Origin of the sequence: Paraburkholderia dipogonis, assembly GCF_046027395.1 — a bacterium.
Classification (GTDB): Bacteria; Pseudomonadota; Gammaproteobacteria; order Burkholderiales; family Burkholderiaceae; genus Paraburkholderia; species Paraburkholderia dipogonis_A.
In genome coordinates, this window is the sequence record NZ_JAQQEG010000026.1 from 1 (window position 1) to 25654 (window position 25654).

Genomic DNA, 25654 nt, shown 5'->3' on the forward strand with positions numbered 1-25654 from the left:
CAAACTCACCCACCCCCCCGCGCCGCCCGCGCGCGCCCCCCCCCCGGTCCTCATATCAGCAGAACGAACAACGCCAGGCAGTTCGGAGGATCGATCGATATCGATCCGGCCGCTCAGTGCCCGGAAAGCAGAACGTTGGCGATGACACCTGTCGCGATGGCAGCGAGCACATAGTCCCCGTTCACGCCCACCCACTGATACCCGCGCGGCGGCGCTTGCAGTCCATGCCCGTGCCAGTCGTCGACCACGTAATTGCGATCGCGGTACTCCGCCGGAAGCCGCTCGCCCTTGTGCCAGTCGTTATGAGGAATGGGACCACCGGGACCACCACGCGACGCGTCGTGCGGAGCAGGCCCGTGGCCCTTTCCATGCGGAGTTCCGTGACCAGGGTTTGGCCCGCCGTGCGAAGGCTGGCCGCCGCCGTGATCGTCATGATGCGGCTGCGCGAAAGCCGCCGCCGACGTGCCAAGTAACGAAGCGATCAAAAGCGGTGCGATGATTCTCGACTTCATGTCTGTGTCCCAGAGAGAATGGCGGGGAATCGGTTTGGCGCGCGGTTTAACGGACGGTTCAGCGCGCGAGGTTGCCTCTGACCGACTGGCTGGTGAGCGGCCGTGAGTCTGCTTCCCGGCCGCGCCGCATGCGACGTCAAGCCTAGCAAAATGCGATGTAAGTGTATGTTAAATAATGTTTGCGCGTCACGCGTAATGAAAACGACCTACTTCTCCTTCCCTGAAACAAGGGATGACCGTTTTTTCATTGAGTCTCACATTTGCATTAACATCATCACACTGAACGTATTGAACGCAACGTGTCGCGACCAGACGTGCTGGTTTGATATTCCACTGTGAAAGAGGGAGACGATCGTGGCTGATGAGAAGATGCTGGCGCAAGTTTGTGAAAAACAGGGATTTTTTGCCGCCCTGGACCAGAGCGGCGGCTCGACCCCTGGCGCACTGCGGCTTTATGGCATTCCGGAGAGCGCCTACAGCAATGACGCCGAGATGTTCAAACTGATACACGAGATGCGCGTGCGCATCATCACGGCGCCCGCCTTTACGGGGGACAAGATCATCGGCGCCATCCTGTTCGAAGCGACCATGGACGGACAGGCACAGGGGAAACCCGTGCCGGCCTTCCTGTGGGAGGAACGCGGCGTCGTGCCGTTCCTGAAGGTCGATAAGGGCCTGGAAGCCGAAGCCGACGGTGTCCAGTTGATGAAGCCGATTCCCGGCCTGGACGATCTGCTCGCCCGCGCCGTGAAGCTCGGTATCTGCGGCACCAAGATGCGCTCGGTCATCAACCTGAATTCGCCAGGCGGGATCGCTGCGATCGTCAAGCAACAGTTCGCAGTGGCAGCACAGATCGACGCGCACGGTCTCATGCCGATCCTGGAGCCCGAGATTTCGATCAAGAGTCCGGACAAGCCCGGAGCGGAAGCCACCCTCCTCGCCGAACTGACCAAAGGTCTCGATGCGTTGCCGGATAGCCGTCAAGTGATGCTCAAGCTGACCATACCGGACGTAGCGGACTTCTATCGTCCACTGATCGAGCACCCGCGCGTCGCACGGGTAGTCGCGCTTTCCGGAGGCTACACGCGAGCCGACGCGTGCGAACGGCTCGCTTCGAATCACGGCATGATCGCCAGCTTCTCAAGGGCTTTGATCAACGAGCTCAAGGAATCGATGAGCGACAGCGAGTTCAACGCGACGCTCGAGAAGTCCGTCGACGAGATCTATCAGGCCTCCGTCGTCAAGGTTTGAAGCGGCTTGCAGGCGGCGGCGCCTGGCGAATCGAGGCCCTGGTTCGCCGAACGTGAACAGGCTGCTTTGTCCGGTCTCACGGCCGGACAAAGCTCGCGGCCTGATGCTCCACGAATCCTTCCTCGCACATTCGCGTAACGCGCGACATGGTCTGACCGCCGCCATGGATCGAACTTCGGCCTCTCGCCGCGACACGGCGAACGGCGCTCGGGATGAACGATCCCGCACGACGATAAGGCTATCCACGAACGGCATCCTGATTATTTTGGCGAGCAGCTTCGGACCGTCTTTTTACACTAATATCGGGGCGCTGGCGTCCGCTCCGAATGGCCAGCGTGCCGCCAGTTCCGGAACCCTGAAGATGAACCGTTTGCCGCCGCTGCGCGCCCTCCAGGCATTCGATGCCGTGGTCCGCAACAAGAATGTAGTCGCCGCCGCCGAATCACTGCACGTGACGCCCGGAGCGGTCAGTCAACAGATCCGCCAGCTCGAAGAATTCCTCGGCGTCGCGCTGTTCGATCGCGAAAGCACCGGCCTGCGCCCCACCGCGCTCGGTCAGCTCTACCACGAGCACGTGGCCCGCGGCTTCGAATGCTTTCATACCGCGCACACGACCCTGGAAGCGGCACAGCATGGTCCCCACTTGACACTTAGCACGTTCCCTTCGGTTGCAACGCATTGGTTTGCGTCCCGGCTGGATAAGTGGCACACGCTATCACCCGGCGTGCGCGTCCACGTCGAGGCCACGGATCGCGAGCCGAAGCGCGGGGAAAGCAATTGGGATATCCGTATGACGTACGGATCGCCGCCGGCGGACGGAGCCCACTGCCGCCTCCTGTTCACCGACCGGGTGACACCCGTGTGCTCGCCGTCGCTGCTGCTGGCGGACCGCCCGATCGAGCAGCCCGCGGATTTGCTGCACTACCCGCTTGTCCATGTCGAGTGGGGCTGGGACGACAGATCGCCGCCGACCTGGGGCGACTGGTTGCGCGCAGCCGGCGTCCCTGTGCCGGACACACTTGCTCCGTTGACCTATTCGCTTTCAGGAATGGCCGTCGATGCGACACTACGCGGCAGAGGTGTATCGCTCGGTCAGGGACTTTTCACTGCCGATAGTCTGAAGCAGGGACTGCTGATCGCACCCTTCAGGATCTCGCTGCCCATGCCGTACCCGTACTACCTAGTGTGGCAACCCGGCGCGCTCGATACGCCGGACGCACGGCAATTCCTTGACTGGCTGACCGAGGAAGCCGTACAGACGCAACGCGACATCAACACGATATTTGATTGATCCGTTCATCTTTACAGGTCCCGACAGCGCTGCTCGTGTTTTAGAAAAACTATAGAGACTCCGCAGATTAAATGGTTTGTCGGCGTCCATGCGCCACCCTATGCTCGAAAGCGAATCCATGCGCGTCAGCCATAGCTGTTTGCCGGTGCATGCCTGGCCGCATGGCTTCAGCTAACCAGCCAAATCATAGGGATCACGCATGAACATCAATACAAGGCACGATAGCCTGCGGGCTCGTCCAAAGCACATTAGCGAAGTGCTGCTCGGCGATGACGACATATCGATCGAGGAATTTATCGCGGTAGCAAAACATGGCGCGAAGGTACGCTTCTCGCAAGAATATTGTGAACGCGTGTCGCGCTCACGCATGCTGGTCGAGCGGTTTCTCGAGGAGAATCGCCTCGTCTACGGCGTCACTACCGGATTCGGCGACAATTCCACCCGCGTGATCCAGCCAGAAGAAGCAGAGGACCTGCAACGCAATATCGTGCGGTCACACGCGGTCTCGGTGGGCGCCCCGCTGCCGCGCGAGGTAGTCCGGGCCACCCAGCTCATGGTCCTGAACAGCCTTGGAAAAGGCTATTCCGGTGTCACGCTCGATTTGCTGCAGCAGATCGCGGACCTGCTCAATAACGGCATCACGCCGGTTGCGCCAGGTGACGGCTCGGTCGGCTACCTTGGACCCGAAGCGCACATGGCCCTCGTCCTGATTGGCGAGGGCGAAGCGACTTATCGCGATGAACGGATGAGCGGTCTGGAGGCGCTGAAGAAAGCCGGCCTGAAACCTCATACCCTGCGTTGCAAGGAGGGGCTCTCACTGGTCAACGGCACGACCTCGGTGACCGCAATCGGAATGCTCGCGCTGCATAACGCGCTGGAAGCGTCCAAGGTTGCTGACATTGCTGCTGCCATGTCTCTACAGCCGCTCAAGGGCACCACACGCGCGCTCGACGCTCGCTACCACTCGGTCAAGAAGCACCAGGACCAGTCCAACGCGGCAGACAATCTGCGACGAATTCTCGCTGGCAGTGCATTGACCGAACGCTTTGTCGATTACCGCTTGCAGGATACCTACAGTCTGCGCGCGATGGCGCAAGTCCATGGCGCCTCGAAGCGAGCCATCAACGACGCGCGCGAGGCCATTCTCGACGAGGTCGGTTCCTGCGGCGACAACCCCGTCATCTATCCGCACGAGGGCGACGGCCTCGCCATTTCAGGCGCGAATTTCGATGGCACGTTCGTTGGCATCGCGAGCGACCTCCTCTGTATCGCAATGACCAACCTCGCCAAAATCTCCGAACGCCGGACCGATCGGCTGGTGAATCCGCACTTCAGCGAACTGCCGGCGTTCCTCGCGCCGCGCCCCGGTCTGAATAGCGGCTACATGATCGTTCAGTACACCGCCGCGGGCCTGCTCGGAGAAATGCGTATTCTGTCTCATCCTGCGAGCGTGGATAGCGTCTCGACGAGTGGCAATCAGGAGGACCCCGTGAGCTTTGCATATCTTGCCGCGCGCAAGGCCTATGAGACGTCGCAGAAACTCCAGCATGTCCTCGCGATCGAACTGATGGTGGCGACCCAGGCTCTGGATTTCTTCGACCCGGCAGACGCCTCGCCTGCGACGGCAGCGGTCTACGCCCGGATCAGGCAGAAGGTGCCCAAGGTGGAAGACGATCGCTTCTTCCATCCGGACATGGTGCACATTCACGAACTGGTTACGCAAGGCGACCTGTTGAGCGTCGTCGAAAACATCACCGGCGCGCTGCACGAATAACCGCTCCAGGAATGGCAAATGAGAGCCGTCGATTCCATGGATATCGACGGCTCATTCAATCAGTAAAACTAAACTAAGTATCGATCTGAAATTCAACTTCAGGGCGTGACGTCCGTTTTGAACCACTTCTGACTGAGCGTGTGCACCGTCCCGTCAGCAAGCGCCGCGGCAATCGCCTGATCGAACATGGCTTTCAGGTCCGTGTCGGCTTTGCGCAAACCGAGCGCTTCACCATCCCCCCAGATTGGACCGCCAATCTTCGGACCGGTGAATCCCAGCGTCGCGTTGGCGGGTTTCGACAAGGCGGACGCGTAGTAGGACGCGTCGTCGAACGCCACGTCGATGCGTCCTGCGATCAGATCGATATCGTGTTCCGGAGCGTTCTTGTATTCGCGAATGCTCGCAATATCCTTGAAGTTCTCGTTGATGAACTTGCTATAGACCGTCCCCGTGACGATCCCGATCGATTTGCCCTTCAGGCTGACGCGCAACAGGTCGACGGCCGGCTTGTCGGCTGCCGGATTGCCGGTCAGCTTGATGGGTACGGCGCCCGGCGGCAGCTTCGGCAGCACGCCCGACCCGACCGAGACAAAAGCGGCCGGCGTATTCGCATACGGCTTCGAGAAGGTGATCGCCTTCTTGCGCTCGTCACTGATCGACAGGGCATCCATGATCACGTCGAATTTGCCGGAGTTCAACCCGGGAATCAACCCGTCCCAGTCTTGCGCGATCAGTTTGCACTGGACGTGCATACGCGTGCAGAGATTTTTCGCGAGCTCCGGTTCGAAGCCATCCAGCGTCCCGTCCGGACGCGTGAGATTCCACGGTTCATAGCTGCCCTCGAGGGCAATGGTGACGGTTTTCCACTCCTTCGCGTAGCTGGTTGAAGAAAACGCGACGGCCATGACGGACGCCGCGCAAGCCACTGCCTTTACAACGTCCCGACGACTGAGGTTCATTTGAAGTCTCCCTGCCTATGGATTTGAATGAAAAACCAGGTGCCGCTCACGCCAACTCGTCAAGCACCAACACCGCTGAATTCGACCTCGATACGCATGGCAGGAAGCACGTCCCGGCCGCGCGCTCGTCATCGGTCAGATAGGTGTCGCGATGATCGGGCTCGCCCGCGAGAACGCGCATCATGCAAGTCCCACACACGCCCACTTCGCACGACGATGGCAGGTCGAATCCCGCCTCGCGCAGACACGCCAGCACGGTCTTGCCTGCCGGAACGGGTATTGCGTCGCTCCTGCCTTCGAGTTGTACCGAAAACTCGCGTTCATCGCCCGCAACCGGCACCGCAGGGCCGAACGACTCCTGATGCACGAACTGTTCGCCCAGCATGTCGCGGGCAAGGCCTACCGTCATCTCCATGAAGGCGGGTGGACCGCAAACATAGAGATGCGTGTTGGGCAACGCTGCGGATAGCAGACCGGTAATGCACTCGCGAGTCGCGGCTGGCGACTGGCTGACGTGGATACGCGCCTGATCCGCAAGAGGTGATCGTCCGAACTCCGAACGGAATACGACAGACGCGTCGCTGCGCGCAAAATAGGCGAGCGTGTAACGCCCTCCCGATGCCGCGAGCGCGCAAGCCATCGAGAGAATCGGCGTGACGCCGATTCCGCCAGCAATCAAAAGGTGCTGATCTGCCGTATCGCTCAACGCAAACGCGTTGCGCGGAGTCCCGATCCGCATTTGCGTGCCGACCTGCGCGGCGCTATGCAGCCATGCGGATCCGCCCCGGGACGCGGGTTCGCGTTTGACGGCGATCCGGTACGCCGGTGCACTGGCGTCGGCGCCGCACAACGAGTACTGGCGTACCAGTCCACCCGGAAGATGAACGTCGATATGCGAGCCGGGCGCGTACGCCGGCAACGCCGCACCATCTGCACGGGCCAGCCAGAACACGCGGGTGTCGTCGGCCGCCGCGTCGACGTCCGTGATGCGCACTTCAATCGTATCTGTACCGGCGCTCATCGCAGTATCTCCGGGGAAGTCACGAAACGACAGGTTGTGGCGCATGTTCGGCTTCGATCATCTTTTGCAGCATGCGGCGAAAACGCAGCGGCGCTGCGTCGGTTTCGATGTCCGTATTAGGCGTTCGCTTGTTCGTCATGCCGTAATCGACCGCGGACAGCACGACCAGATCCTCATTGAATGCGCTGATGAAATCGTCGGTGAGCGTCCGGTCTGTCGCCGCGCAGTCGGGCCGGAAGTTGCGCACCTGAAACCAGAAGTAGCGGCAGGTATGCTCGGTCACCGGTGTCACGAAGTTATATGAGTCGAGGAGGAACACATCCGGATGCAATTGCCCCTGCGGCGCGCCCGAATTCGCCGGCGCAATGATGTCGCGAATAATCGCGTGCGACGGATAGCGCACCTCATAGTGCTGCAACCGGTCGGCATGACCGGCGAAGCTCACATACGGTCGGAAGAACGGTGCGAGTTCGCAATCCAGCATCCATCGCGAGGCGAGCACGCCGTTATCGAGGACAGTCATCCTGACCGGCACATCCGCGGTGGCGACGTTACCCAGCGAAGTCTTGTGGACATACGTGACGTGAGACGGATCGAGCAGGTTATCCGTCATGTACAGATAGCCGCAGTTGACGTCCATCGCAGGACCGAGATTGACACCCCACGCCGGATCGTCATAGTGCGCAACGGTCAGTATTTCGTCCGGATCAGCCAGCTCAGGGTTGCCCGTCCAGATCCAGACCAATCCGTAGCGCTCGGCCACCGGATAGCGTCTCACGCAGGCCTTCGGCGGAATCCTGGCAAGACCCGGCGCATGCACGCAAACGCCGTCAGGACTGAACTCCAGTCCGTGATAACCACAGCGCAGGTTATCGCCTGTCACTTCGCCCATCGACAGGGGCAGCTTGCGATGCGGGCACGCATCTTCAAGCGCGATCACCGCGCGCCCCGAATCGCGATAGAGTACGACCGGCTCCTCCAGAATGATTCGCCTCACCGGCCTGTCTTCGATCTCGTCGCTCCAGGCAGCGACATACCACGCGTTCCGCAAATACATTCCCTGCCCCCTTTCGTGTTCAATCAATCGTCCAGTGGGCAAAGGATAGGAACAACAGCCGCGGATCATCAAACGATTTGAACTACAGGCGAGGCTTAGTTTTTCTAAAGACTCACACGCGAGTACTTCAATTCGCTTCGTGCAACGCTCCCCGGCATGATGCTAAGTACTCTTAATATGTAAGGAGTTTCCCGAGGATTGACGACTTCAGGATCAAAACCTCTTGCGGCACATTTTTTAATTGTGCAAACTTGTCTATACAAATTTATCGCGCAAGTCATTGAGGGATCTGTCATGAAATCACGTGCTGCAGTTGCATTCGGGCCAGGAAAACCCCTGGAAATCGTCGAGATCGACGTTGCACCGCCGAAGAAAGGCGAAGTGCTTATAAAGATCTCCCATACGGGCGTATGCCACACGGACGCCTTCACGCTCTCGGGCGACGACCCGGAAGGCCTGTTCCCCTGCGTGCTCGGGCATGAAGGCGCAGGCGTTGTGGTGGAAATCGGTGAAGGCGTCACGTCGGTCCAGCCGGGCGACCACGTGATCCCGCTCTACACAGCGGAGTGCGGCGAATGCCTGTTCTGCAAGTCGGGCAAGACGAACCTGTGCGTAGCCGTACGTGCCACCCAGGGCAAAGGCGTGATGCCGGACGGTACGACCCGCTTCTCCTACAACGGCCAGCCGGTCTACCACTACATGGGTTGCTCGACGTTTAGCGAGTACACCGTGGTCGCCGAAGTCTCCCTTGCAAAGATCAATCCGGCTGCCAATCACGAACAGGTCTGCCTGCTGGGTTGCGGCGTCACCACGGGTATCGGTGCCGTGCACAATACCGCGAAGGTGCAGCCAGGCGACAGCGTCGCCGTGTTCGGACTCGGCGGCATCGGACTCGCTGTCATTCAGGGGGCTCGCCAGGCCAAGGCCGGCCGGATCATCGCGATCGACACGAACCCTTCGAAGTTCGAGCTGGCAAAAGTCTTCGGCGCCACCGATTGCGTGAACCCGAAAGACCACGAAAAACCGATCCAGCAGGTCATCGTTGAAATGACCGGTTGGGGCGTCGACCATTCATTCGAATGCATCGGCAACGTCAATGTCATGCGTGCGGCGCTCGAGTGCGCACACCGCGGCTGGGGACAGTCCGTCGTCATCGGTGTTGCGGGGGCCGGCCAGGAAATCTCGACACGCCCGTTCCAGTTGGTGACGGGCCGCACATGGAAAGGCACAGCATTTGGTGGCGTGAAGGGCCGCTCGCAACTGCCGGGCATGGTGGAAGACGCCATGCGAGGCGACATCCAGCTTGCCCCGTTCGTCACGCATAGATTGCCGCTTGATCAGATTAACGAAGCATTCGATCTGATGCACGACGGCAAGTCGATTCGCACCGTGATCAACTACTAGGACACGACTGTGCGCCGTCTTCGGTGCAGCGTCATTGCGCCGATTTTCATTCAGAAACGTTGGAGGTGGCAGAATGAGTACCTTGACAATACATCCGTCAGTGGACGCCGGTGTCAGGAAGGGCACGCCGGGTTTCACCGGCGGTACGCTCCACTGCCAATGCCAGAGCGACAGAGTCGAAGTTCGGGTAGAAAGTAACGTCGCACACAACCACATTTGTGGCTGTACGAAGTGCTGGAAGCCGGCTGGCGCGGCTTTCGCAATGATAGGCGTGGTGCCGCGCGACAAGGTCACGGTCACCGCTCATGCCGAGAGACTCCAGGTCGTCGACGAGAAAGCGGCAATCCAGCGCCATGCCTGCAAGGCGTGCGGAACGCACATGTATGGCCGGATAGAAAACCGTGACCATCCGTTCTACGGTCTTGACTTCATCCACGTCGAACTCTCCGATGATAGCGGCTGGGAAGAGCCGCGCTTTGCGGCTTTCGTCTCGTCGGTAATCGAAGCTGGCGGCGCGAAACCGGAACAGATGGACGATGTGCGTGCGCGGCTCACTGAGCTCGGACTGCCACCGTACGATGCGCTCAACCCGCCGTTGATGGACGCGATGTCCACGCATATCGCCAAGCGCAATGGTGTGCTGAAGTAGCGAAACTCAGGGCGGATCGTGCGTACGGATCCGCCCGTCTACAGGACTCGCAGTGGAGGGGATAGAACGGCGTGCCTGTTTTGACGGATAGCAGGACGCATACCGTCACGGCCCGGCAATATGATTTTGCCGACACATTCGATCGCTGCCTGGCCAATGAATGCTCTGAACGTCGCCGATCTGGCGGCTTGTTCAGCTTCGCCCTAAAGCGCCTCGGCGCGCTTGCCGCCGATATGCAAGGCGACCACGCCGATCACCATCGCGACGACGGCGCGCGAGAACCATACCTTGAGCGCCGTCGGAAGATCGAACACGTCGAACGCAAGGCCAACGACGACGCGCAGGAGGACAGCTGCACGGTCCATGGTATGCGCGTCGCAATCAGCACCGATGCTTCAATTTCCAAAGCAACCACGACAACGGCAATCAATGCCGCCACGAGCCGTGCGGCAACTCCACATCCCGCTGTGCCGCAGCCAATCCTTCCAGCATGCCCGCGCGGTCGAGCGGAATGCAATACACCGGCTTGGCGCGCTCGAAGCGCCAACTGTCCGCCAGCGCGCCGGCATCGACGGGATCAAAACCGAACTGATCCAGCAGCCCGCTCACGACGCGTTTGGCCGCTTCATCGTCACCGGCAAACGGCAATGCACGGCGCTTCGGCGTATGCGGCGCTGAGCCATCGGTTTCGAGATCCCTCGCCAGAATCGCGTTGAAGGCTTTCACCACGCGAGCGCCAGGCAATGCGGCGGCAAGCATCTGGCTGGTGGTCGTGGCGTGACTGTCGAGCGCCTCGATCTGGCCGTCGCGCTCGGGATAATGATTGCACGTGTCGATCACGATCTTGCCGTCGAGCGCCGCCACCGGCAGCGCGTCGATGCTGCTGAACGGCACGGCGACCACCACCACCTCGCCGAACTTCGCCGCCTCTTGCGCGGTGCCGAGCGCGCAGCCGAGCGCCGCAGCCGTGCTGATCAAAGTCCGCGGATCGCGGGAATTGCTGATCATGACTTCGTGACCGTTCTGCTTCGCCAAAGCCGCCATCGCGCGGCCAATAAAGCCCGCGCCGAGAATGCCTATCTTCATGTTTCACACTCCGTGCCTGTTCGAGGATCGCTCCGCCGAGCACCCGCTCGCCGGTCAGAACCACTATGATTCAAAACTTAAACGGAATAAATACGCCTATTTCGATGACTGTCGAAAGCAGGAATGGGGAATCATGGATCGACTGACCAGCATGGCGATCTTCGTCAAAACCGCCGACAGCGGCTCGTTCGCCGCGGCGGCGCTCGCGTTCGGCATCTCGTCGCAAATGGCCGGCAAGCACGTCAGCACGCTCGAAGAGCGCATCGGCGCCCGGCTGCTGAACCGCACCACGCGCCGCCAGAGCCTCACCGAGATCGGCCAGATCTTCTACGAGCGCTGCAAGGCGCTGCTGGCCGACGCCGCGGCAGCCGAGTCGGTCGCCCAGGAACTGTCGGCATCGCCGCGCGGACGCCTGCGCATTACCGCGCCCGTCACGTTCGGCGCCTGCTGTCTCGCGCCGATGATCACGCGCTATCTGAAAGCGCATCCCGAGGTGCGGGTCGAGTTGACGCTGACCGACCGCTTCGTCGATCTGATCGACGAGGGTTACGAGGCTGCGATCCGCCTCGGCGCGCTGTCGGATTCGTCGCTGATCGCGCGGCCGTTGATGCCTTACCGGCTGGTCGCGTGCGCGTCGCCCGGCTATCTGGCGGAACGCGGCGAACCGCGCACGCCGCAAGAACTGACGGCGCACGAATGTCTGAGCTTCGTCTATACGAGCATGCCGGCCGACACCGAATGGCGTTTCGCCGACGCGCAAGGCGAGCACGTGGTGCCGATCGCCGGCCGCTTCGAGGCCAATGACGTGAAGGCGCTACTGGCCGCCGCGCTGAACGGCGGCGGCGTCATACTCGCTCCCGAAGTGGCGGTCAAGGACGAACTCGCGGCGGGCCGCCTCGTGCGCCTGCTGTCCGGCTATGAGGCAACCGCGCGGCCGATGCATCTGGTATTCCCCGCCAGCCGCGTCACGCCGAAATTGCGCGCGTTCATCGACCAGGTCGTGGCCGAATTCGGCCCGCACAACGCGTGAACCAAGCGTGAACAACGCGCGAACGAGCCGCATGCCAATGCTCACCACACGCCCGTGACAACCCGCCAATCTCGCCGCATTGCCCGCTAGAATGGCCGGCTTTGGCCGCTTCGGGCGCGCCACAAGGCAAAATACGAGTTTTGCGCGCGCAAACCGCGCCGCGCATCCGCTGAATCAGACGCCGGCGGCACGCGCGCCGCCGACCTTCGCAAACTCGCACGACGACGGCCCGCTCAAGCTGTGCGCGGCTTGGCGGCCAATCGCGTGCGGCGCAGCCAGGACAGCTCGTCCTTTAACAGAGCACCTCAGGAGCATTTATGACCGATTCGAACCCATCCTTCCTCGGCAGGATTTCCCTGGCCGTGGGCACGTTCTTCCGCATTCTCGGCGATGGCGAATTCGCCGCCGGCGTTTTGCGTCTGCGTGACGGCGGCGTGACCGCCAGCGCCGCGCCCGCCCAGGCTCCCACGCCCGCACCCGCACCGCAGCCGGCGCCCGTGCTGAAGGAAGCCAGCCCCGACGCCGCATTGCAACTGCTCGGCCTGTTGCAACGCGACGCACGCTTCATCGATTTCGTCGAGGAAGACATCAAGAGCTATAGCGACGCCGACATTGGCGCGGCCGCGCGCCTCGTGCACGACGGTTGCCGCGCGACGCTGCGCGAGCACTTCACGATCCGCCCGGTGCGCGACGAAGCCGAAGGCAGCCGCGTCACGCTCGCCGAAGGTTTCGATGCGGCCTCGATTCGCCTGACCGGCAACGTCGTCGGCCGCGCGCCGTTTAACGGCAGCATCAGCCATCGCGGCTGGCGCGTCGACGAAGTGCGTCTGCCGAAACTCGCGGACAGCCACAACGCGAAAGTGATCGCACCGGCCGAGGTGGAGCTATGAGCGACGCACGCCAATCACGCTACGCCATCGGCATCGACCTCGGCACCACGCACTGCGCGCTGTCCTACGTGGACACGAGCGCCAGCGACGGCGAAAAGACTTCGCAAGGCGTGCTGCCGATCGCGCAACTCACGGGCCCCGGCGCGATCGACAACCTCGATCTGCTGCCCTCGTTCCTCTATCTGCCGCATCCGGACGAACTCGCGTCGGGCGACCTCTATCTGCCGTGGACCGGCCAGCGCGAATTCGCGGTCGGCGAATTCGCCCGCAGCCGCGGCGCGGCCACGCCGATCCGGCTCGTGTCGAGCGCGAAGAGCTGGCTGTGCCATCCGGGCGTCGACCGGCGCGCGGCGATTCTGCCCAACGACGCGCCGCCTGAAGTCGCGCGCGTCTCGCCACTCGAAAGCTCGGTGCGCTATCTGACGCACTTGCGCGAAGCCTGGGATCACGCGCATCCCGACGCGCCGTTCAGCGAGCAGGACATCACGGTGACGATCCCCGCATCGTTCGATCCGGCCGCGCGCGAACTGACCGCCGAAGCCGCCGAGGCAGCAGGCTTTGGCCGCATGACGCTGCTGGAAGAACCGCAGGCCGCGTTGTATAGCTGGATCCAGAAGAGCGGCGGCGACTGGCGCAAGCAGGTCAAGGTCGGCGACATCATCCTCGTGGTGGATGTGGGCGGCGGCACGACCGACCTCTCGCTGATCGCCGTGATCGAGCGCGAAGGCAATCTCGAACTGCATCGCGTGGCGGTCGGCGAACACATTCTGCTCGGCGGCGACAACATGGACCTCGCGCTCGCGCACGTGGTCGCCCGCAAGCTGGCGGCACATGGTACCCAGGCCGACGCGTGGCAACTGCGCGCCCTCACCTATGCGTGCCGCTCGGCCAAGGAAACGCTGCTCAGCGATCCGGCCACCGACACGGTCCCGCTCGTCGTGCCGAGCCGCGGCTCGAAGCTGATCGGCGGCTCGATCCGCACCGAGCTCACGCGGGCCGAACTGACCCAGACGATCCTCGAAGGCTTCTTCCCGCAGGTGGACAGTGCCGCGCGTCCGGTGAGCCGCGCGCGTGCCGGTCTGACGCAGCTCGGCCTGCCGTATGCGCAGGACGCGGGCATCACGCGGCACCTCGCGGCGTTTCTCGGCCGTCAAGTGGGCGCGCTGGCTGAACTCGCAGGTGTGAGCGGCATCGCGGCTGCGGAGAATGCGAGCTTCCTGCATCCCACGGCGGTGCTGTTCAACGGCGGCGTGTTCAAGTCGCCACTGCTGGTCGAACGCATCATGGGCACGCTCAACAACTGGCTCGCTGCGGAAGACGCGGCACCGGCGCGGTTGCTCGAAGGCGCCGATCTCGATCTCGCCGTCGCGCGCGGCGCGGCCTATTACGGCTACGTGCGACGCGGCCGCGGCGTGCGGATCCGCGGCGGCACGGCGCGCGCGTACTACATCGCGATCGAATCGGCGATGCCCGCCGTGCCCGGTCTCGAGCCGCCGATCCAGGCGCTGTGCGTCGCGCCGTTCGGCATGGAGGAAGGCACCGATGCCGAACTGCCCGCGCAGGAATTCGGGCTGGTGGTCGGTGAGCCGGTGCACTTCCGCTTCTTCGGGTCGTCGGTGCGCCGTCAGGATCAGGTCGGCACGTTGCTCGACTTCTGGGGCCCCGAGGAATTGCAGGAACTCGAGGAGATTCAGGCGACGCTGCCCGCCGCCGGCCGCACCGCCGGTGAAGTCGTGCCGGTGAAGCTGCATGCGCGCGTCACCGAGGCGGGCACGCTCGAACTCGAAGCCGTGCCGCGTGGCACCGACGAGCGCTGGAAAGTCGAGTTCGACGTGCGCGGCAACGCGAATGCATGAATGAGATGAAGCGGTACAGCGTCGGTATCGATCTCGGCACCAGCAACACGGTGCTCGCCTATGCCGAGGCGGGGTCACCGTCGATCCAGGTCTTCGAGATCGAACAGTTGGTGAGCCCTGGCGAAGTGGCCGCGCGGCCGCTTCTGCCCTCGGTGCGCTATCACGCGGCCCAAGGCGAGCTGAACCCCGGCGATCTGCAATTGCCGTGGTCCAGCGCGGATCAAACCAGCGCGCAAGCGGACGCACAGCCGGTCGTGATCGGCCGGTTCGCGCGTGTGCTGGGCGCTCAGGTGCCTGGCCGGCTCGTATCGAGCGCGAAGAGCTGGCTCTCGCATGCGTCAGTGGATCGCACCGCGCCGATCCTGCCGTGGGGCGCCGCCGACGACGTCCGCAAAGTCTCGCCGGTCGAAGCCAGCGCGAGCTATCTGGCGCACGTGCGCGCGGCCTGGAACCAGCGTTTTCCGGATGCGCCACTCGAACGCCAGGATGTGGTGCTCACGGTGCCGGCGTCGTTCGACGAAGGCGCGCGAGCGCTGACCGTGGAAGCCGCCCGCATGGCCGGCCTGCACAACCTGAAGCTGCTGGAAGAGCCGCAAGCGGCGTTCTACGACTGGCTGTTTCATCATCGCGAGCGGCTGGCAAGCGAGCTCGCGGATACCCGCCTCGTGCTGATCTGCGACGTCGGCGGCGGCACCACCGACCTCACGCTGATCGAAGTGAGCCTGCGCGACGGCGAGCCGCAGCTCACGCGGATCGGCGTGGGCAATCATCTGATGCTCGGCGGCGACAACATGGATCTGGCGCTCGCGCATCTGGTGGAAGCGCGGCTGCCGGGCGCGAACCAGGCGGGCGAGCGCGCGCGCCTGTCGGCGGCGAGTCTGTCGCAACTGGTCGAGCGTTGCCGCAATGCGAAGGAACAACTGCTCGGCCCGCAGGCGCCCGACTCCGCCTCCATCACGCTGCTCGGCGCGGGCTCGAAGCTGATCGGCGGCGCGCGCACGGCGCAGGTCACGCGCGAGGAGGTCGAGCGGATCATCGTCGACGGCTTCTTTCCGGCGGTGGCCTCGCACGAACGGCCGGGCAGGCCGCGTGGCGCGATCGTCGAATTCGGCCTGCCCTATGCGACCGATGCCGCGGTCACGCGTCATATCGCGGCATTCCTGAGCCGCTTCGCAGCGCAGTCGCGTAAAGCGCTGGGCGTCGAGTCCTCCAGTTCACCGGACGAAGACGCGTTGCCAGTGCCCGACACGCTGCTCTTGAACGGCGGCGTGTTCCGGGCCGAAGCGCTCACGCAGCGTCTGGCCAGCACCTTGGGCACGTGGCGCGGCGAGCCGCTCAACGTGCTGCACAACGACAACCCCGACGTCGCCGTGGCGCGCGGCGCGGTCGCCTATTCGCTCGCGCGCGCGGGCAACGCGCCGAAAATCGGCGGCGGCTCGCCGCGCAGTTACTTCCTCGTGCTCGACGAAGCCGGCGACGGCAAGCATGATGCCGAGCCCGTGCAACGCGGCATCTGCCTGCTGCCGCGCGGCACGGAAGAAGGCCACGAGATTCTGATCGCGGATCGCACGTTCGCGCTGCGCCTCGGGCATCCGGTGCGCTTTCACCTCGTGTCGTCGAGCGCGGACACGGTGTATCAACCAGGCGAGTTGATCGATCTCGCCGGCGGCGACTTCGTCCGCTTGCCGCCGATCGCGACCATCGTGCAGCCGCGCGGCGCGGGCAGCGCGCGCGAAACCGCGGTGCAGATCGCGACGTCACTGACCGAAGTGGGCACGCTCGAAGTCCACTGCATCGAACTCGACAATCCCGCGCAGCGCTGGTTGCTCGAATTCCAGTTGCGCCGTGAAGACGCGCAAGTGAATCTGGCGGGCGATGCAGCACCGGCTCGTCATCCGGCGCTCGATCAGGCGATCGAACACATCGACCGCAGCTTTGGCTCGCGTGCGCAGAAGGTCGATCCGAAAGAAGTCAAACGCCTGCGCGCGCAACTCGAACAACTGCTGGGCCCGCGCGAAACCTGGAACAGCGCGTTGCTGCGCGAACTGTTTGGCGCGCTGTGGGAACGCGCGCGCCGCCGGCGCCGCTCGGCGGATCACGAGCGCCTCTGGCTGAATCTGGCCGGCTATTGCGTGCGTCCCGGCTTCGGCTATCCGCTCGACGAATGGCGCGTCGAACAACTCTGGTCGCTCTTCGACGACGGCATCCAGTACGTCAACGAGAGCCAGGTCTGGTCGGAGTGGTGGACACTGTGGCGCCGCGCCGCCGGCGGGCTCGACGAAAGCGCGCAACTGCGTGTGCTCGACGCGATGGCGTATCTGCAAGGCGCCGCGCAGTCGCGTCACAAGCTGCCGTTCGACGTGGCGAAAACCGGCTTCACCGACATGGTTCGCCTGAGCGCGTCGCTCGAACGGATTCCTGTCGAGCGCAAGATCGAGCTCGGCGAATCGGTGCTGACGCGTCTGAAGAAGCCCGCTGAGAATCATCAAAGCTGGTGGGCGGTCGGCCGTATCGGTGCACGGCGGCCGTTCTACGGCAGCGCGCATAGCGTCGTGCCGCCGGAGATTGCGGGAGCATGGCTCCGCGCAATCCTCGCGCTCGACTGGAAGAAGGTCGATCCCGCCGCATTTGCCGCCGTGCAGATCGCTCGCATGACCGGCGACCGCTCGCGCGACTTGCCCGAAGACTTGCGTCTTGCGGTAGTGCGCCGGCTCGAAGCGGCCAACGCGCCGCGTGCGTGGATCACCATGGTGAGCGAGAACGTCGAGCTCGATAACGCCGACGAAGGCCGCGTGTTCGGCGAGTCGCTGCCGGCGGGACTGAAGCTGATCGCGAACTGAGGCTCGCGCGACTAGGGCAGCGCGAAACTCAGCACTGCTTCCGCCGCAAGCGTGTCCTTGCGATTCTTGAGACTCTCCGCGAGCAGCTCGCGGAATATGAGCAGTGTGTCGGCGCCGTGCTGCGCGCGAAATCCGTTCAAGACTTCGGCGATGGCGGCCTGTTGCGTCGCCGGCGTCAACGTGCTGGCTATGTACGAACTACCGCGCGCCAGATCCATCATGTAAGTGGATCTGCAGAGCGCCTTCTCTGCCTCTCGAGCGGATTTTCGTCCGTTGCGCATCGTTGTTTTTCTCGGTTGTCTTTTTCGTTGCGTGTACAACCAGCAGCTCTCCTCTGCCGGCGCAGCCAAGCGTTCTTATGCTTCGGCCTGACGCAACCATCTCCTTCTATCTGAACAGTTGAAGCTTAAGGGAACCTTATGCGTGGCGAATAAACGTCATGCGCAGACGCATGATCGATACATGCTGCCAATTGCCTGATGAGTATCGGTAAGTTTTGCTTTAGGCGCCGCGTCGCTCTACCTCTCAATATGCAAAAAAGGCCGGAAAACCCGGCCTTTTTGTATGACGACTCGACGATTGTTTGGTAGTACTACACCTGTGTCATGCCACCGTCGACAGCCAATTCGATCCCCGTGATGAAGCTCGCGTCGTCGGAAGCCAGGAACGAGACGGCCTTGGCGATCTCGTCCGGTTCGCCGACGCGGCCAAGCGGCGTGGTCTCGCTGGCCTGCTGGCGAAAGGCGTCGATCTGCTCGTCGCTCATGCCCAGTTCGGACTTGTAGGCCGGCGTGACCACCACGCCCGGCGCCACCACGTTGACGCGAATCCCGCGGCCCTTCAGATCGGTCGCCCATGTGCGCGCGAACGAACGCAGCGCGGCCTTGGTCGCGGCATACACGCCGAAGGCCGGCATGCCCTTGCTTCCGGCGATCGAACCCGTGACGACGATCGCGCTGCCCGGCCGCATCAACGGCAAGGCTTTCTGCACCGTGAACAGCGTGCCTTTGACGTTGATGCCGAAGTACTTGTCGAACTGCGCCTCGGTGATCGCGCCGAGCGGCGAAAACTCGCCGCCGCCCGCATTCGCGAACAGGACGTCGAGCCGATCGTGGGCGGCCTGCACCGTGCTGAACATCCGGTCGAGGTCGGCGGCCGACGAGATGTCCGCACGAATCGCAATGGCGCCGTGGCCGATGTGCTCCACCGCGTCGTCGAGTTCGGCCTGACGCCGGCCGGTGATGTAGACGGTCGCGCCTTCCTGGGCGAAACGCGTTGCGGCGGCGAGGCCGATGCCGCTGCTGCCGCCGGTCACCAGCACGATCTTGCCGGCGTGTTTGCGGGGATTGACGTTTTCGAGTGCGGACTGATTCATGAACTGCTCCTGTGTGTGAGGTCGGTTGACCATGACACCCAGCTTATTTCATGCACACAGGGAGATAAATATGTATCCTGTGGTTTCTTTATTCACATCTGTGGATAATCCACTCGAACGGAACCCTCATGGATCATTTGCAGGCCATCCGCATTTTTGCGCGCGTGGTGGAAACCGGTGGCTTCGGCCGCGCGGCGCAATCGCTGCAGATGCCCAACGCGACGGTCAGCAAGTGGGTCAAGTCGCTCGAAGATCACCTGGGCGTGAAACTCCTCGAGCGCAGCACGCGCAGCGTCAGTGTCACGACGGACGGCACGGCGTATTACGAGCGCACGCGGCACCTGCTGAGCGAACTCGACGATATCGAGGCGACCTTGGGCCGTGATCGCGCGAGTCCGCGCGGCGTGCTGCGGGTCGACACCGGCGGCTCGACCGCGAGCGGCATCCTGATTCCCGCGCTCCCCGAATTTTGCGCGCGTTACCCGGACATTCAGGTGCGCTTGAGCGTGACGGACCGTACGGCCGATCTGATCGCCGAGAACATCGACTGCGCGATTCGCAGCTCGGCGGATGACCCCGCTTTGGTGACACACGCGATCGGCACGCTACGCTGGACGACTTGCGCGAGCCCGGCATATCTGGCCGCACATGGCGCGCCCTTGCACCCGCGCCAGATCGTCGACGAGGGGCATGCGGTGGTCGGCTACTTCTCGGCAAGCAGCGGAATCGTGCAGCCCTTGCATTTCTTCAAGAACAGCGAGCCTCTCGTGCTCGACAACGTCCGCAATATAGTCATGGTGAGCGAGAGCAATGCGCATCTGGCCACCGCGCTCGCGGGCCTCGGCATCGTTCATACGCTGGATTTCATGGTGCGGCCGGCGGTCGAGCGCGGCGATCTCGTGCCGATCCTGACGGACTGGCGGCCGGAGCCGCTGCAGGTTTATCTCGCCTACCCACCGAGCCGCCGTTACAGCACCAAACTTCGCGTGTTCGCCGACTGGGTGAGCCAGCTCTGCGCGCTGCACGAGACGTCCTGAACGCAAAGGCGCCCTACGCCATCGTCACCTGGTTTCGACCGCCATGTTTCGATCGATACAGCGCCTGGTCCGCGCTCGCGAAACCCTCACGATGCGCCGGCCGTGAAGACTCGCAGATGCGTGTCAACGACGCGCCCACGCTCACCGTCACCCTGCCGAGCGGCGACGCGCGATGCTCGATCGCCAGATCCACCACGCGCTGGCGCAGCGTGTCGAGCGTGTCTTCGAGCGCTGCGTGCTCCGCTTGCAACACCAGCAGGCCGAACTCCTCGCCGCCCATGCGCCCGACGATGATGCGTTCGCCATCGGCCGCCGCCTGCATCACTGAAGCCACTTTGCGCAGGCACTGATCGCCCGCCTGGTGGCCGTAGGTGTCGTTGTACTGCTTGAACCAGTCGACGTCGACCACGACCGAACCCATGACGTCGCCGTCCTGGGCTTCTTTCCAGCGGCGCGTGATGCTCTCCAGCAGGAAACGGCGGTTGTACAACTGCGTCAGCGGATCGATCGCGGTGGCCGTGCGCATCTTCAGATCGTTCTCGATCATCGCGCGCAGGTGGTAGAACACGCCGCGCTGCCCTGCGTCGAGCCGGCCGGGCGACGGGTCCATCGCGCACAACGCGCCGACGATCTCGCCATTGGGCGCGCGCAGCGCAATCGCCGCATAAAAACGCACGAACGGATGCCGCTGCACCAGCATGCATTCGCCGAAACGCGCGTCGTTGTGCGCATCTTCGATGACGAACAGCTCCTCGTCGCGCACGGCATAGTCGGCGAGCGAGCGGGCACGCGTGACGAGCGGCATCGCCATGCCGACCTCGGCGCGGTAATGCTGATACTCCTCGTCGAGCAGCGTGATCGCGGTGATCGCCGCGCCGGTCACGCTCTTGAGAATTTCGGCTGCGTGGGTGAAGCATTCGCGCATCACCTGATCGTCGTGCAACAGCCATTCGATCACCGACGATTCCACCTCGGGTTCGCCGGCGGCGGACGAATCGAACTGCATGCGGCTGGACAGACGGTCGTTACTGAAGGCGAGTTGCACGGCTGGGTTCCAGAATGTAATTAGCTCGTGTCAACGGCATACGCACGCGAAACTTGAGCGGCCGTGAAGTTTGTCCGTGCGCAAGCCAGGCATGGCGGCGCGGATCGACGCGTGGCGCCAGGAAGTACAATTCACCCGCCAGTCACGCGCCGCCTGCGTTTGCTCAAAAAACAGGCGGCACATCCTTTTCAACAGACAATTGCCCATGCCTTCGCCGCGCTTTGTTCAAGCGGGCGACGCCGCCGACCTGTTCTCATGACGACAACCGCCCATCACCGCCCGACGAGCGCTTTGCTCATCACCGACGTCCGCCTCGCCGACGGCACCCGTGTCGACGTTTCGATCGCCGACGGCCGCATCGCCGCAATCGGCGCGGATCTGCCGAGCGAGCCTGGCGTGACGCGCGAGGACGGCGCGGGCGCGTTGCTGCTGCCGGGTTTAGTCGAAGGCCATACGCATCTGGACAAGACTAACTGGGGCATGCGCTGGTATCGCAACGAGGTTGGGCCGAAGCTGACCGACCGCATCGAAAACGAACGACGCTTTCGCGCCGAGAGCGGCCATGACGCGGGCGCGCAGTCGCTCGCCCTCGCGCGCGCGTTTCTGCAGGCCGGCACGACGCGCTTGCGCACGCACGTCGATATCGACACCGACGCGGGCCTGCGTCATCTGGAAGGTGTGCTTGCCACGCGTGACGCGCTGCGCGACGTGCTCGACATGCAGATCGTCGCGTTTCCGCAATCGGGGCTGCTCGGCCGCGCGGGTACGGATGCGTTGCTCGACGGCGCGCTGAGCGCCGGCGCCGATGTGCTCGGCGCGCTCGATCCGGCGTTGATCGACGGCGATCCGGTGGCTTCGCTGGACGTGACGTTCGGGCTCGCGGAACGCCATCACAAACCGATCGATATTCATCTGCACGAGCCCGGCGAGATCGGCGCATTCACGCTCGGTCTTCTGCTCGACCGCGTCGCTGCGCTCGGCATGCAAGGCCAGGTGGTGGTCAGTCACGCGTTCTGTCTTGGCGCGCTGCCCGAGCGCGAACGTGACGCGTTGCTGGACCGCCTCGCCGATCTCCGCGTCGCACTGCTGACCACCGCACCCTCCTCGACGCCCGTGCCGCCGCTCAAAACCTGCCTTGAAAAAGGCGTCACGCTGTTCGGCGGCAACGACGGCATTCGCGATACGTGGACGCCTTACGGCTCGCCGGACATGCTCGAACGCGCGATGCTGATTGCGATGCGCTACGGCCTGCGCCGTGACGACGATCTCGCCCTCGCCTTCGACTGCGTGAGCAGCACGGCCGCGCGCGCCTGCGGGTTCAAGGACTACGGCCTGCACGCCGGCGCGCGCGCCGACCTCGTGCTGGTCGACGCCGACACGCTCGCGCACGCGCTCGTCGCGCGGCCGCCGCGCAAGCTGGTGGTGGCCAATGGCCGGATCGTCGCACGCCACGGCGCGAGTCCCGAATCCTTGAATTGAACACGACGCTGGCGAGGCTGCGCGCACGCATGGCGGCGGTCGCGCCACGTCACCCGCTACAACGCATTTCGCACTCACATGATCAATCTCTTTCAGGCCATGCAGGCGTTCGTCAAGGTTGCCGACGCGGGCAGCTTCGCGCAGGCCGCGGAGCAACTCAGCGTCTCGACCTCGGTGGTGACGCGCCACGTGTCGAGCCTTGAAAAGCATCTCGGCATTCGCCTGTTCCAGCGCACCACGCGTAAGGTGGTGCTGACCGAAGCCGGCGCCGAGTATGCCGACGGCTGCCGCCTCCTGATGGCCGAACTCGAGGAAGTCGAATCGCGCGCGACCACCGCCTCGAAGGAAGTCGCGGGCGACCTGCGCATCGTGGCGCTGGGCAGCTTTTCGCTATTCCGCCTCACGCCGCTGTTCGCGGAATATCAAGCCAAGTTTCCGCACGTGAATCTGCGCGTCACGCTGACCGAAAAACGCGTCGATCTGCTGGAAGGCGGTTTCGATGTGGGTATCGTGACCGAGCATATGATCCGCTCGGAGTCGCTGGTGGTGCGCCGCCTGATCAACTCGCACGCGGTGCCGGTGGCGTCGGCTGCCTATCTCGCCCAGGCCGGTCATCCGAAAACGCCCGCCGACCTCGCGCGGCACCGGGTGATCACCGCGCCGCTCGACACGAGCCCTCAGACCTGGGTGTTCAGCAAGGGCGACGGCGGCGAAGAGAGCATCGCGCTCGATGCGTCGTTCACCGTCAACAGCATGATCATGCAAAAACAGGCGGCGCTCGGCGCGATGGGCATCGCGCTGCTGCCGCTCGAGATGGTCGACGATGAATTGCGCGCGGGCACGTTGGTGCGGATTCTCGACGACCACGCCGTGCTCAATGGCGACGTCGCGGTCTCGCTCGTGTACCCGAGCCGGGAGTTCGTGCCGCGCAAGATCCGGGAGTTTATCGATCTGGCGGTGGGGTTTTTCGAGTAGTTCTGCGGGGATAGAGAGGCCTCTCCGGCCCCTCACCTAATCAAGGCCGCTCGCCTCGCGCCAGGCGCGCCTCGATGTCATACACCACTGGCATCAGATCCGCTACGCTGTCGATCACATAATGCGCGCCCGCTGCCTGCAGCTTCTCGATCGCCGCCTTGCGACGCCATGCGAACTCATCGGGCGCCAACGCCTTGACGTCGTCTTCGGCCATGCCGAAAGCGTTGCCGCTCACCGCGACTCCGACCGCCCACGTGCCGCCGTTGATGCCCTCTTCGATGCCGACCTCGGTGTCGTCGACCTTGATCGCATCCTTCGCGCGCCAGACGCCCAGTTCCGGCAACGTCTTGTAGATCATGTACGGCGACGGCCGCCCTTCCGGCGTATCGCCGGTGCACACGATGCTGTCCGGCGAGAAACCCTGCGCCGCCGCGCCCGGCACGATCTCCGCCATGATTTCGCGCGTGTAGCCGGTGGTCGTGCCGATCCGGATGTCGTCGCCGCGCAGTGCGCTCGCCACGTCGGCCACGCCGGGGATCACCGAACTGTAGCTCGCCGCCACCGCGATGTTCTTCGGCACGAATACGTCGTACACGGCGTCGATATCCGCTTCGCCCGGCGCGTGCCCGTACTTGTCGGCCCAGGCTTGCGCGACGCGCGGCAACGCCATCAGCGCCGCGATATGCGGGCGCTTGGCCATGCCCATCGGGCCGCGCGCTTCGTCGATCGTGATCGCCACGCCGAACTGCTCGAATGTCTCGACGAAGGCGCCCATTGGCGCCAGCGAACCGTAATCGACCACCGTGCCGGCCCAATCGAAAATCACTGCTTTTACGTGTTTCATTGACTTCGATCCTCAGGCCGCGTCGGCCAATCTCTTGCGTTCTTCGATCGCAGCCGCCGGCGGGGCGGCGTGGTCGACGCCCATCGTCCGCAGCGCGTTGCCGCACGCCGCCACGACGCGGCGCATGACATGCTCATCCACCTGGCCGATGCAGCCGATACGGAAGCTGTCCACCACCGTCAATTTGCCCGGATAGATGATGAAGCCCTGCTGCTTCATCAATTCATAGAAACGCTCGAACCTGAACGACGGATGCGCCGGCGCGAAAAACGTCACGATGATCGGCGAGCGCCAGCGTGCGTTCAGCAGCGGCTCGAAGCCGAGTTCGTGCATGCCGGCCACCAGCACGTCGCGATTGTTCGCATACCGCGCGAGACGCCCGGCCTGTCCGCCTTCGAGCTTGTGCAGACGCAGTGCCTCGATAAACGCGGCCACGGTGTGCGTGGGCGGCGTGAAACGCCACTGGCCGGTGCGGTTCATCACGTCCCACTGGTCGTAGACGTCGAGCGAGAGCGAGTGACTGCGGCCCTTCGCCTGCTGCAACGCGCTCTTGCGCGCGATCACGAACCCAAAACCAGGCACGCCCTCGATGCATTTATTCGCCGACGACACGAAGGCCTCGCAGGCAATCTCGCGCACGTCGAGCGGCACCGCGCCGAAGGCGCTCATCGAATCGATCAGCAGCTTGCGGCCCTTCTTTGCGGTGGCGGCAGCGATTTCCTCGATAGGGTTGAGAATCCCCGAACTGGTTTCGCAATGCACGGCGACCACGTGCGTGATGCGCGGATCGGCGTCCAGCATGCGTTCCACTTCCGCTCCGCGCGGCGGCAGGTAATCACCCTTGTCGAGTACCGTGCAGGCGCGGCCGAGATAGCCGAGCGTGGTCGCGATGCGCTTGCCGTACGCGCCGTTGGCCAGCACGAGGGCGTGACCGTCGCGCGGAATCAGGCTGCCGAGCATCGCTTCGACGCAATAGCTGCCGCTACCTTGCAGCGGCACGCAGTCGTAGTCGCCCGCCGTGTCACCGGCGATCTCCAGCAGGCTGCTGCGCAGCAGCGCAGTCATCGCGCGGAAATCGCCGTCCCACGACCCCCAGTCGCGCAGCATCGCTTCTTTGGTGGAGAACGCCGTGGTAAGCGGCCCCGGCGTCAACAAGTACGGCTCGCCCTTGGCGGGCGGCGCGCAGGTGACTGCGGCGGGTCCTGCGGCGCTCACGGCTGGGGAACGGTCGATCACGCTGTCCATGTCGGAATCTCCGATATCGCTGTTTCGGTGACTC

The 25654-nt window shown here is 63.6% G+C and carries 23 protein-coding genes; 12 read left to right on the plus strand and 11 right to left on the minus strand.

Annotation, left to right across the window (positions count from 1 at the left end; genetic code table 11):
* Positions 1–113: 113 nt before the first annotated feature.
* Positions 114–512, minus strand: coding sequence for an RcnB family protein (locus PQR32_RS25410; RefSeq protein WP_408233215.1), 399 nt, complete (start codon positions 510–512; stop codon positions 114–116).
* Between the two features lie 354 nt (positions 513–866).
* Between PQR32_RS25410 and PQR32_RS25415 the strand changes: the two genes are divergently transcribed.
* The 3 genes from PQR32_RS25415 to hutH all read left to right on the plus strand — a co-directional run bounded on the left by PQR32_RS25415 (position 867) and on the right by hutH (position 4828).
* Positions 867–1763, plus strand: a complete 897-nt coding sequence (locus tag PQR32_RS25415) for a fructose bisphosphate aldolase (RefSeq protein ID WP_408233218.1) — start codon at positions 867–869, stop codon at positions 1761–1763.
* 163 nt (positions 1764–1926) lie between these two features.
* A complete protein-coding gene (locus tag PQR32_RS25420) occupies positions 1927–3054 on the plus strand; it encodes a LysR substrate-binding domain-containing protein (protein WP_408233221.1) in 1128 nt (375 codons plus the stop codon).
* A gap of 199 nt (positions 3055–3253) precedes the next feature.
* Positions 3254–4828 carry a histidine ammonia-lyase gene (hutH, locus tag PQR32_RS25425; RefSeq protein WP_408233224.1) on the plus strand — a complete coding sequence of 525 codons (1575 nt, stop codon included), beginning with the start codon at positions 3254–3256 and terminating at the stop codon, positions 4826–4828.
* Between the two features lie 98 nt (positions 4829–4926).
* On the opposite strand, the gene PQR32_RS25430 is transcribed toward hutH, so the two are convergent.
* The 3 genes from PQR32_RS25430 to PQR32_RS25440 form a co-directional block, all read right to left on the minus strand.
* Entirely contained in the window at positions 4927–5733 is an 807-nt protein-coding gene (locus tag PQR32_RS25430) for a transporter substrate-binding domain-containing protein (RefSeq protein ID WP_408233548.1), read from the minus strand.
* A 100-nt stretch (positions 5734–5833) separates the two neighbouring features.
* Positions 5834–6808 carry a PDR/VanB family oxidoreductase gene (locus tag PQR32_RS25435; protein ID WP_408233227.1) on the minus strand — a complete coding sequence of 325 codons (975 nt, stop codon included), beginning with the start codon at positions 6806–6808 and terminating at the stop codon, positions 5834–5836.
* Between the two features lie 19 nt (positions 6809–6827).
* Entirely contained in the window at positions 6828–7865 is a 1038-nt protein-coding gene (locus PQR32_RS25440; protein ID WP_408233230.1) for an aromatic ring-hydroxylating dioxygenase subunit alpha, read from the minus strand.
* Positions 7866–8159: 294 nt separating this feature from the next.
* Between PQR32_RS25440 and PQR32_RS25445 the strand changes: the two genes are divergently transcribed.
* Together PQR32_RS25445 and gfa are read left to right on the plus strand one after the other, a co-directional pair.
* A complete protein-coding gene (locus PQR32_RS25445) occupies positions 8160–9269 on the plus strand; it encodes an S-(hydroxymethyl)glutathione dehydrogenase/class III alcohol dehydrogenase (protein WP_408233233.1) in 1110 nt (369 codons plus the stop codon).
* Positions 9270–9342: 73 nt separating this feature from the next.
* Complete coding sequence (gfa, locus tag PQR32_RS25450) at positions 9343–9918, plus strand: S-(hydroxymethyl)glutathione synthase (protein WP_408233235.1); 576 nt, start codon at positions 9343–9345, stop codon at positions 9916–9918.
* A gap of 203 nt (positions 9919–10121) precedes the next feature.
* On the opposite strand, the gene PQR32_RS25455 is transcribed toward gfa, so the two are convergent.
* Both PQR32_RS25455 and PQR32_RS25460 read right to left on the minus strand, forming a co-directional pair.
* Positions 10122–10283 (minus strand): hypothetical protein, encoded by a 162-nt coding sequence (locus PQR32_RS25455; RefSeq protein ID WP_408233238.1) that lies wholly within the window; start codon positions 10281–10283, stop codon positions 10122–10124.
* Positions 10284–10344: 61 nt separating this feature from the next.
* The gene (locus PQR32_RS25460) at positions 10345–11004 is read right to left on the minus strand and encodes an NADPH-dependent F420 reductase (RefSeq protein ID WP_408233241.1); all 660 of its coding nucleotides are present in this window, start codon (positions 11002–11004) and stop codon (positions 10345–10347) included.
* Positions 11005–11137: 133 nt separating this feature from the next.
* Between PQR32_RS25460 and PQR32_RS25465 the strand changes: the two genes are divergently transcribed.
* The 4 genes from PQR32_RS25465 (at position 11138) to PQR32_RS25480 (ending at position 17620) form a co-directional block, all read left to right on the plus strand.
* Positions 11138–12034 carry a LysR family transcriptional regulator gene (locus PQR32_RS25465; RefSeq protein WP_408233244.1) on the plus strand — a complete coding sequence of 299 codons (897 nt, stop codon included), beginning with the start codon at positions 11138–11140 and terminating at the stop codon, positions 12032–12034.
* Positions 12035–12351: 317 nt separating this feature from the next.
* The gene (locus PQR32_RS25470) at positions 12352–12924 is read left to right on the plus strand and encodes a DUF2760 domain-containing protein (RefSeq protein WP_408233247.1); all 573 of its coding nucleotides are present in this window, start codon (positions 12352–12354) and stop codon (positions 12922–12924) included.
* Positions 12921–14780 carry an Hsp70 family protein gene (locus PQR32_RS25475; RefSeq protein ID WP_408233250.1) on the plus strand — a complete coding sequence of 620 codons (1860 nt, stop codon included), beginning with the start codon at positions 12921–12923 and terminating at the stop codon, positions 14778–14780. Before PQR32_RS25470 ends, PQR32_RS25475 begins: the two co-directional genes overlap by 4 nt.
* On the plus strand, positions 14777–17620 hold the full coding sequence (locus PQR32_RS25480; protein WP_408233253.1) for an Hsp70 family protein: 2844 nt from the start codon (positions 14777–14779) through the stop codon (positions 17618–17620). Before PQR32_RS25475 ends, PQR32_RS25480 begins: the two co-directional genes overlap by 4 nt.
* Before the next feature lie 11 nt (positions 17621–17631).
* Here the strand turns inward: PQR32_RS25480 and PQR32_RS25485 are convergent, their stop codons facing one another.
* Both PQR32_RS25485 and PQR32_RS25490 read right to left on the minus strand, forming a co-directional pair.
* The gene (locus tag PQR32_RS25485; RefSeq protein WP_408233256.1) at positions 17632–17940 is read right to left on the minus strand and encodes a hypothetical protein; all 309 of its coding nucleotides are present in this window, start codon (positions 17938–17940) and stop codon (positions 17632–17634) included.
* 272 nt (positions 17941–18212) lie between these two features.
* Positions 18213–18995, minus strand: coding sequence for a glucose 1-dehydrogenase (locus PQR32_RS25490; RefSeq protein ID WP_408233259.1), 783 nt, complete (start codon positions 18993–18995; stop codon positions 18213–18215).
* A gap of 128 nt (positions 18996–19123) precedes the next feature.
* On the opposite strand from PQR32_RS25490, the gene PQR32_RS25495 reads away from it, so the two are divergent.
* The gene (locus PQR32_RS25495) at positions 19124–20032 is read left to right on the plus strand and encodes a LysR family transcriptional regulator (RefSeq protein WP_408233262.1); all 909 of its coding nucleotides are present in this window, start codon (positions 19124–19126) and stop codon (positions 20030–20032) included.
* Between the two features lie 13 nt (positions 20033–20045).
* On the opposite strand, the gene PQR32_RS25500 is transcribed toward PQR32_RS25495, so the two are convergent.
* The gene (locus PQR32_RS25500; protein WP_408233265.1) at positions 20046–21077 is read right to left on the minus strand and encodes a GGDEF domain-containing protein; all 1032 of its coding nucleotides are present in this window, start codon (positions 21075–21077) and stop codon (positions 20046–20048) included.
* A 255-nt stretch (positions 21078–21332) separates the two neighbouring features.
* On the opposite strand from PQR32_RS25500, the gene PQR32_RS25505 reads away from it, so the two are divergent.
* Both PQR32_RS25505 and PQR32_RS25510 read left to right on the plus strand, forming a co-directional pair.
* The gene (locus PQR32_RS25505; protein WP_408233268.1) at positions 21333–22556 is read left to right on the plus strand and encodes an amidohydrolase family protein; all 1224 of its coding nucleotides are present in this window, start codon (positions 21333–21335) and stop codon (positions 22554–22556) included.
* A gap of 78 nt (positions 22557–22634) precedes the next feature.
* A complete protein-coding gene (locus PQR32_RS25510) occupies positions 22635–23531 on the plus strand; it encodes a LysR family transcriptional regulator (RefSeq protein ID WP_408233271.1) in 897 nt (298 codons plus the stop codon).
* A gap of 40 nt (positions 23532–23571) precedes the next feature.
* Here the strand turns inward: PQR32_RS25510 and phnX are convergent, their stop codons facing one another.
* Both phnX and PQR32_RS25520 read right to left on the minus strand, forming a co-directional pair.
* Entirely contained in the window at positions 23572–24375 is an 804-nt protein-coding gene (gene phnX / locus PQR32_RS25515) for a phosphonoacetaldehyde hydrolase (RefSeq protein WP_408233274.1), read from the minus strand.
* Between the two features lie 12 nt (positions 24376–24387).
* Entirely contained in the window at positions 24388–25620 is a 1233-nt protein-coding gene (locus PQR32_RS25520) for a 2-aminoethylphosphonate--pyruvate transaminase (protein ID WP_408233277.1), read from the minus strand.
* Positions 25621–25654: the final 34 nt, after the last annotated feature.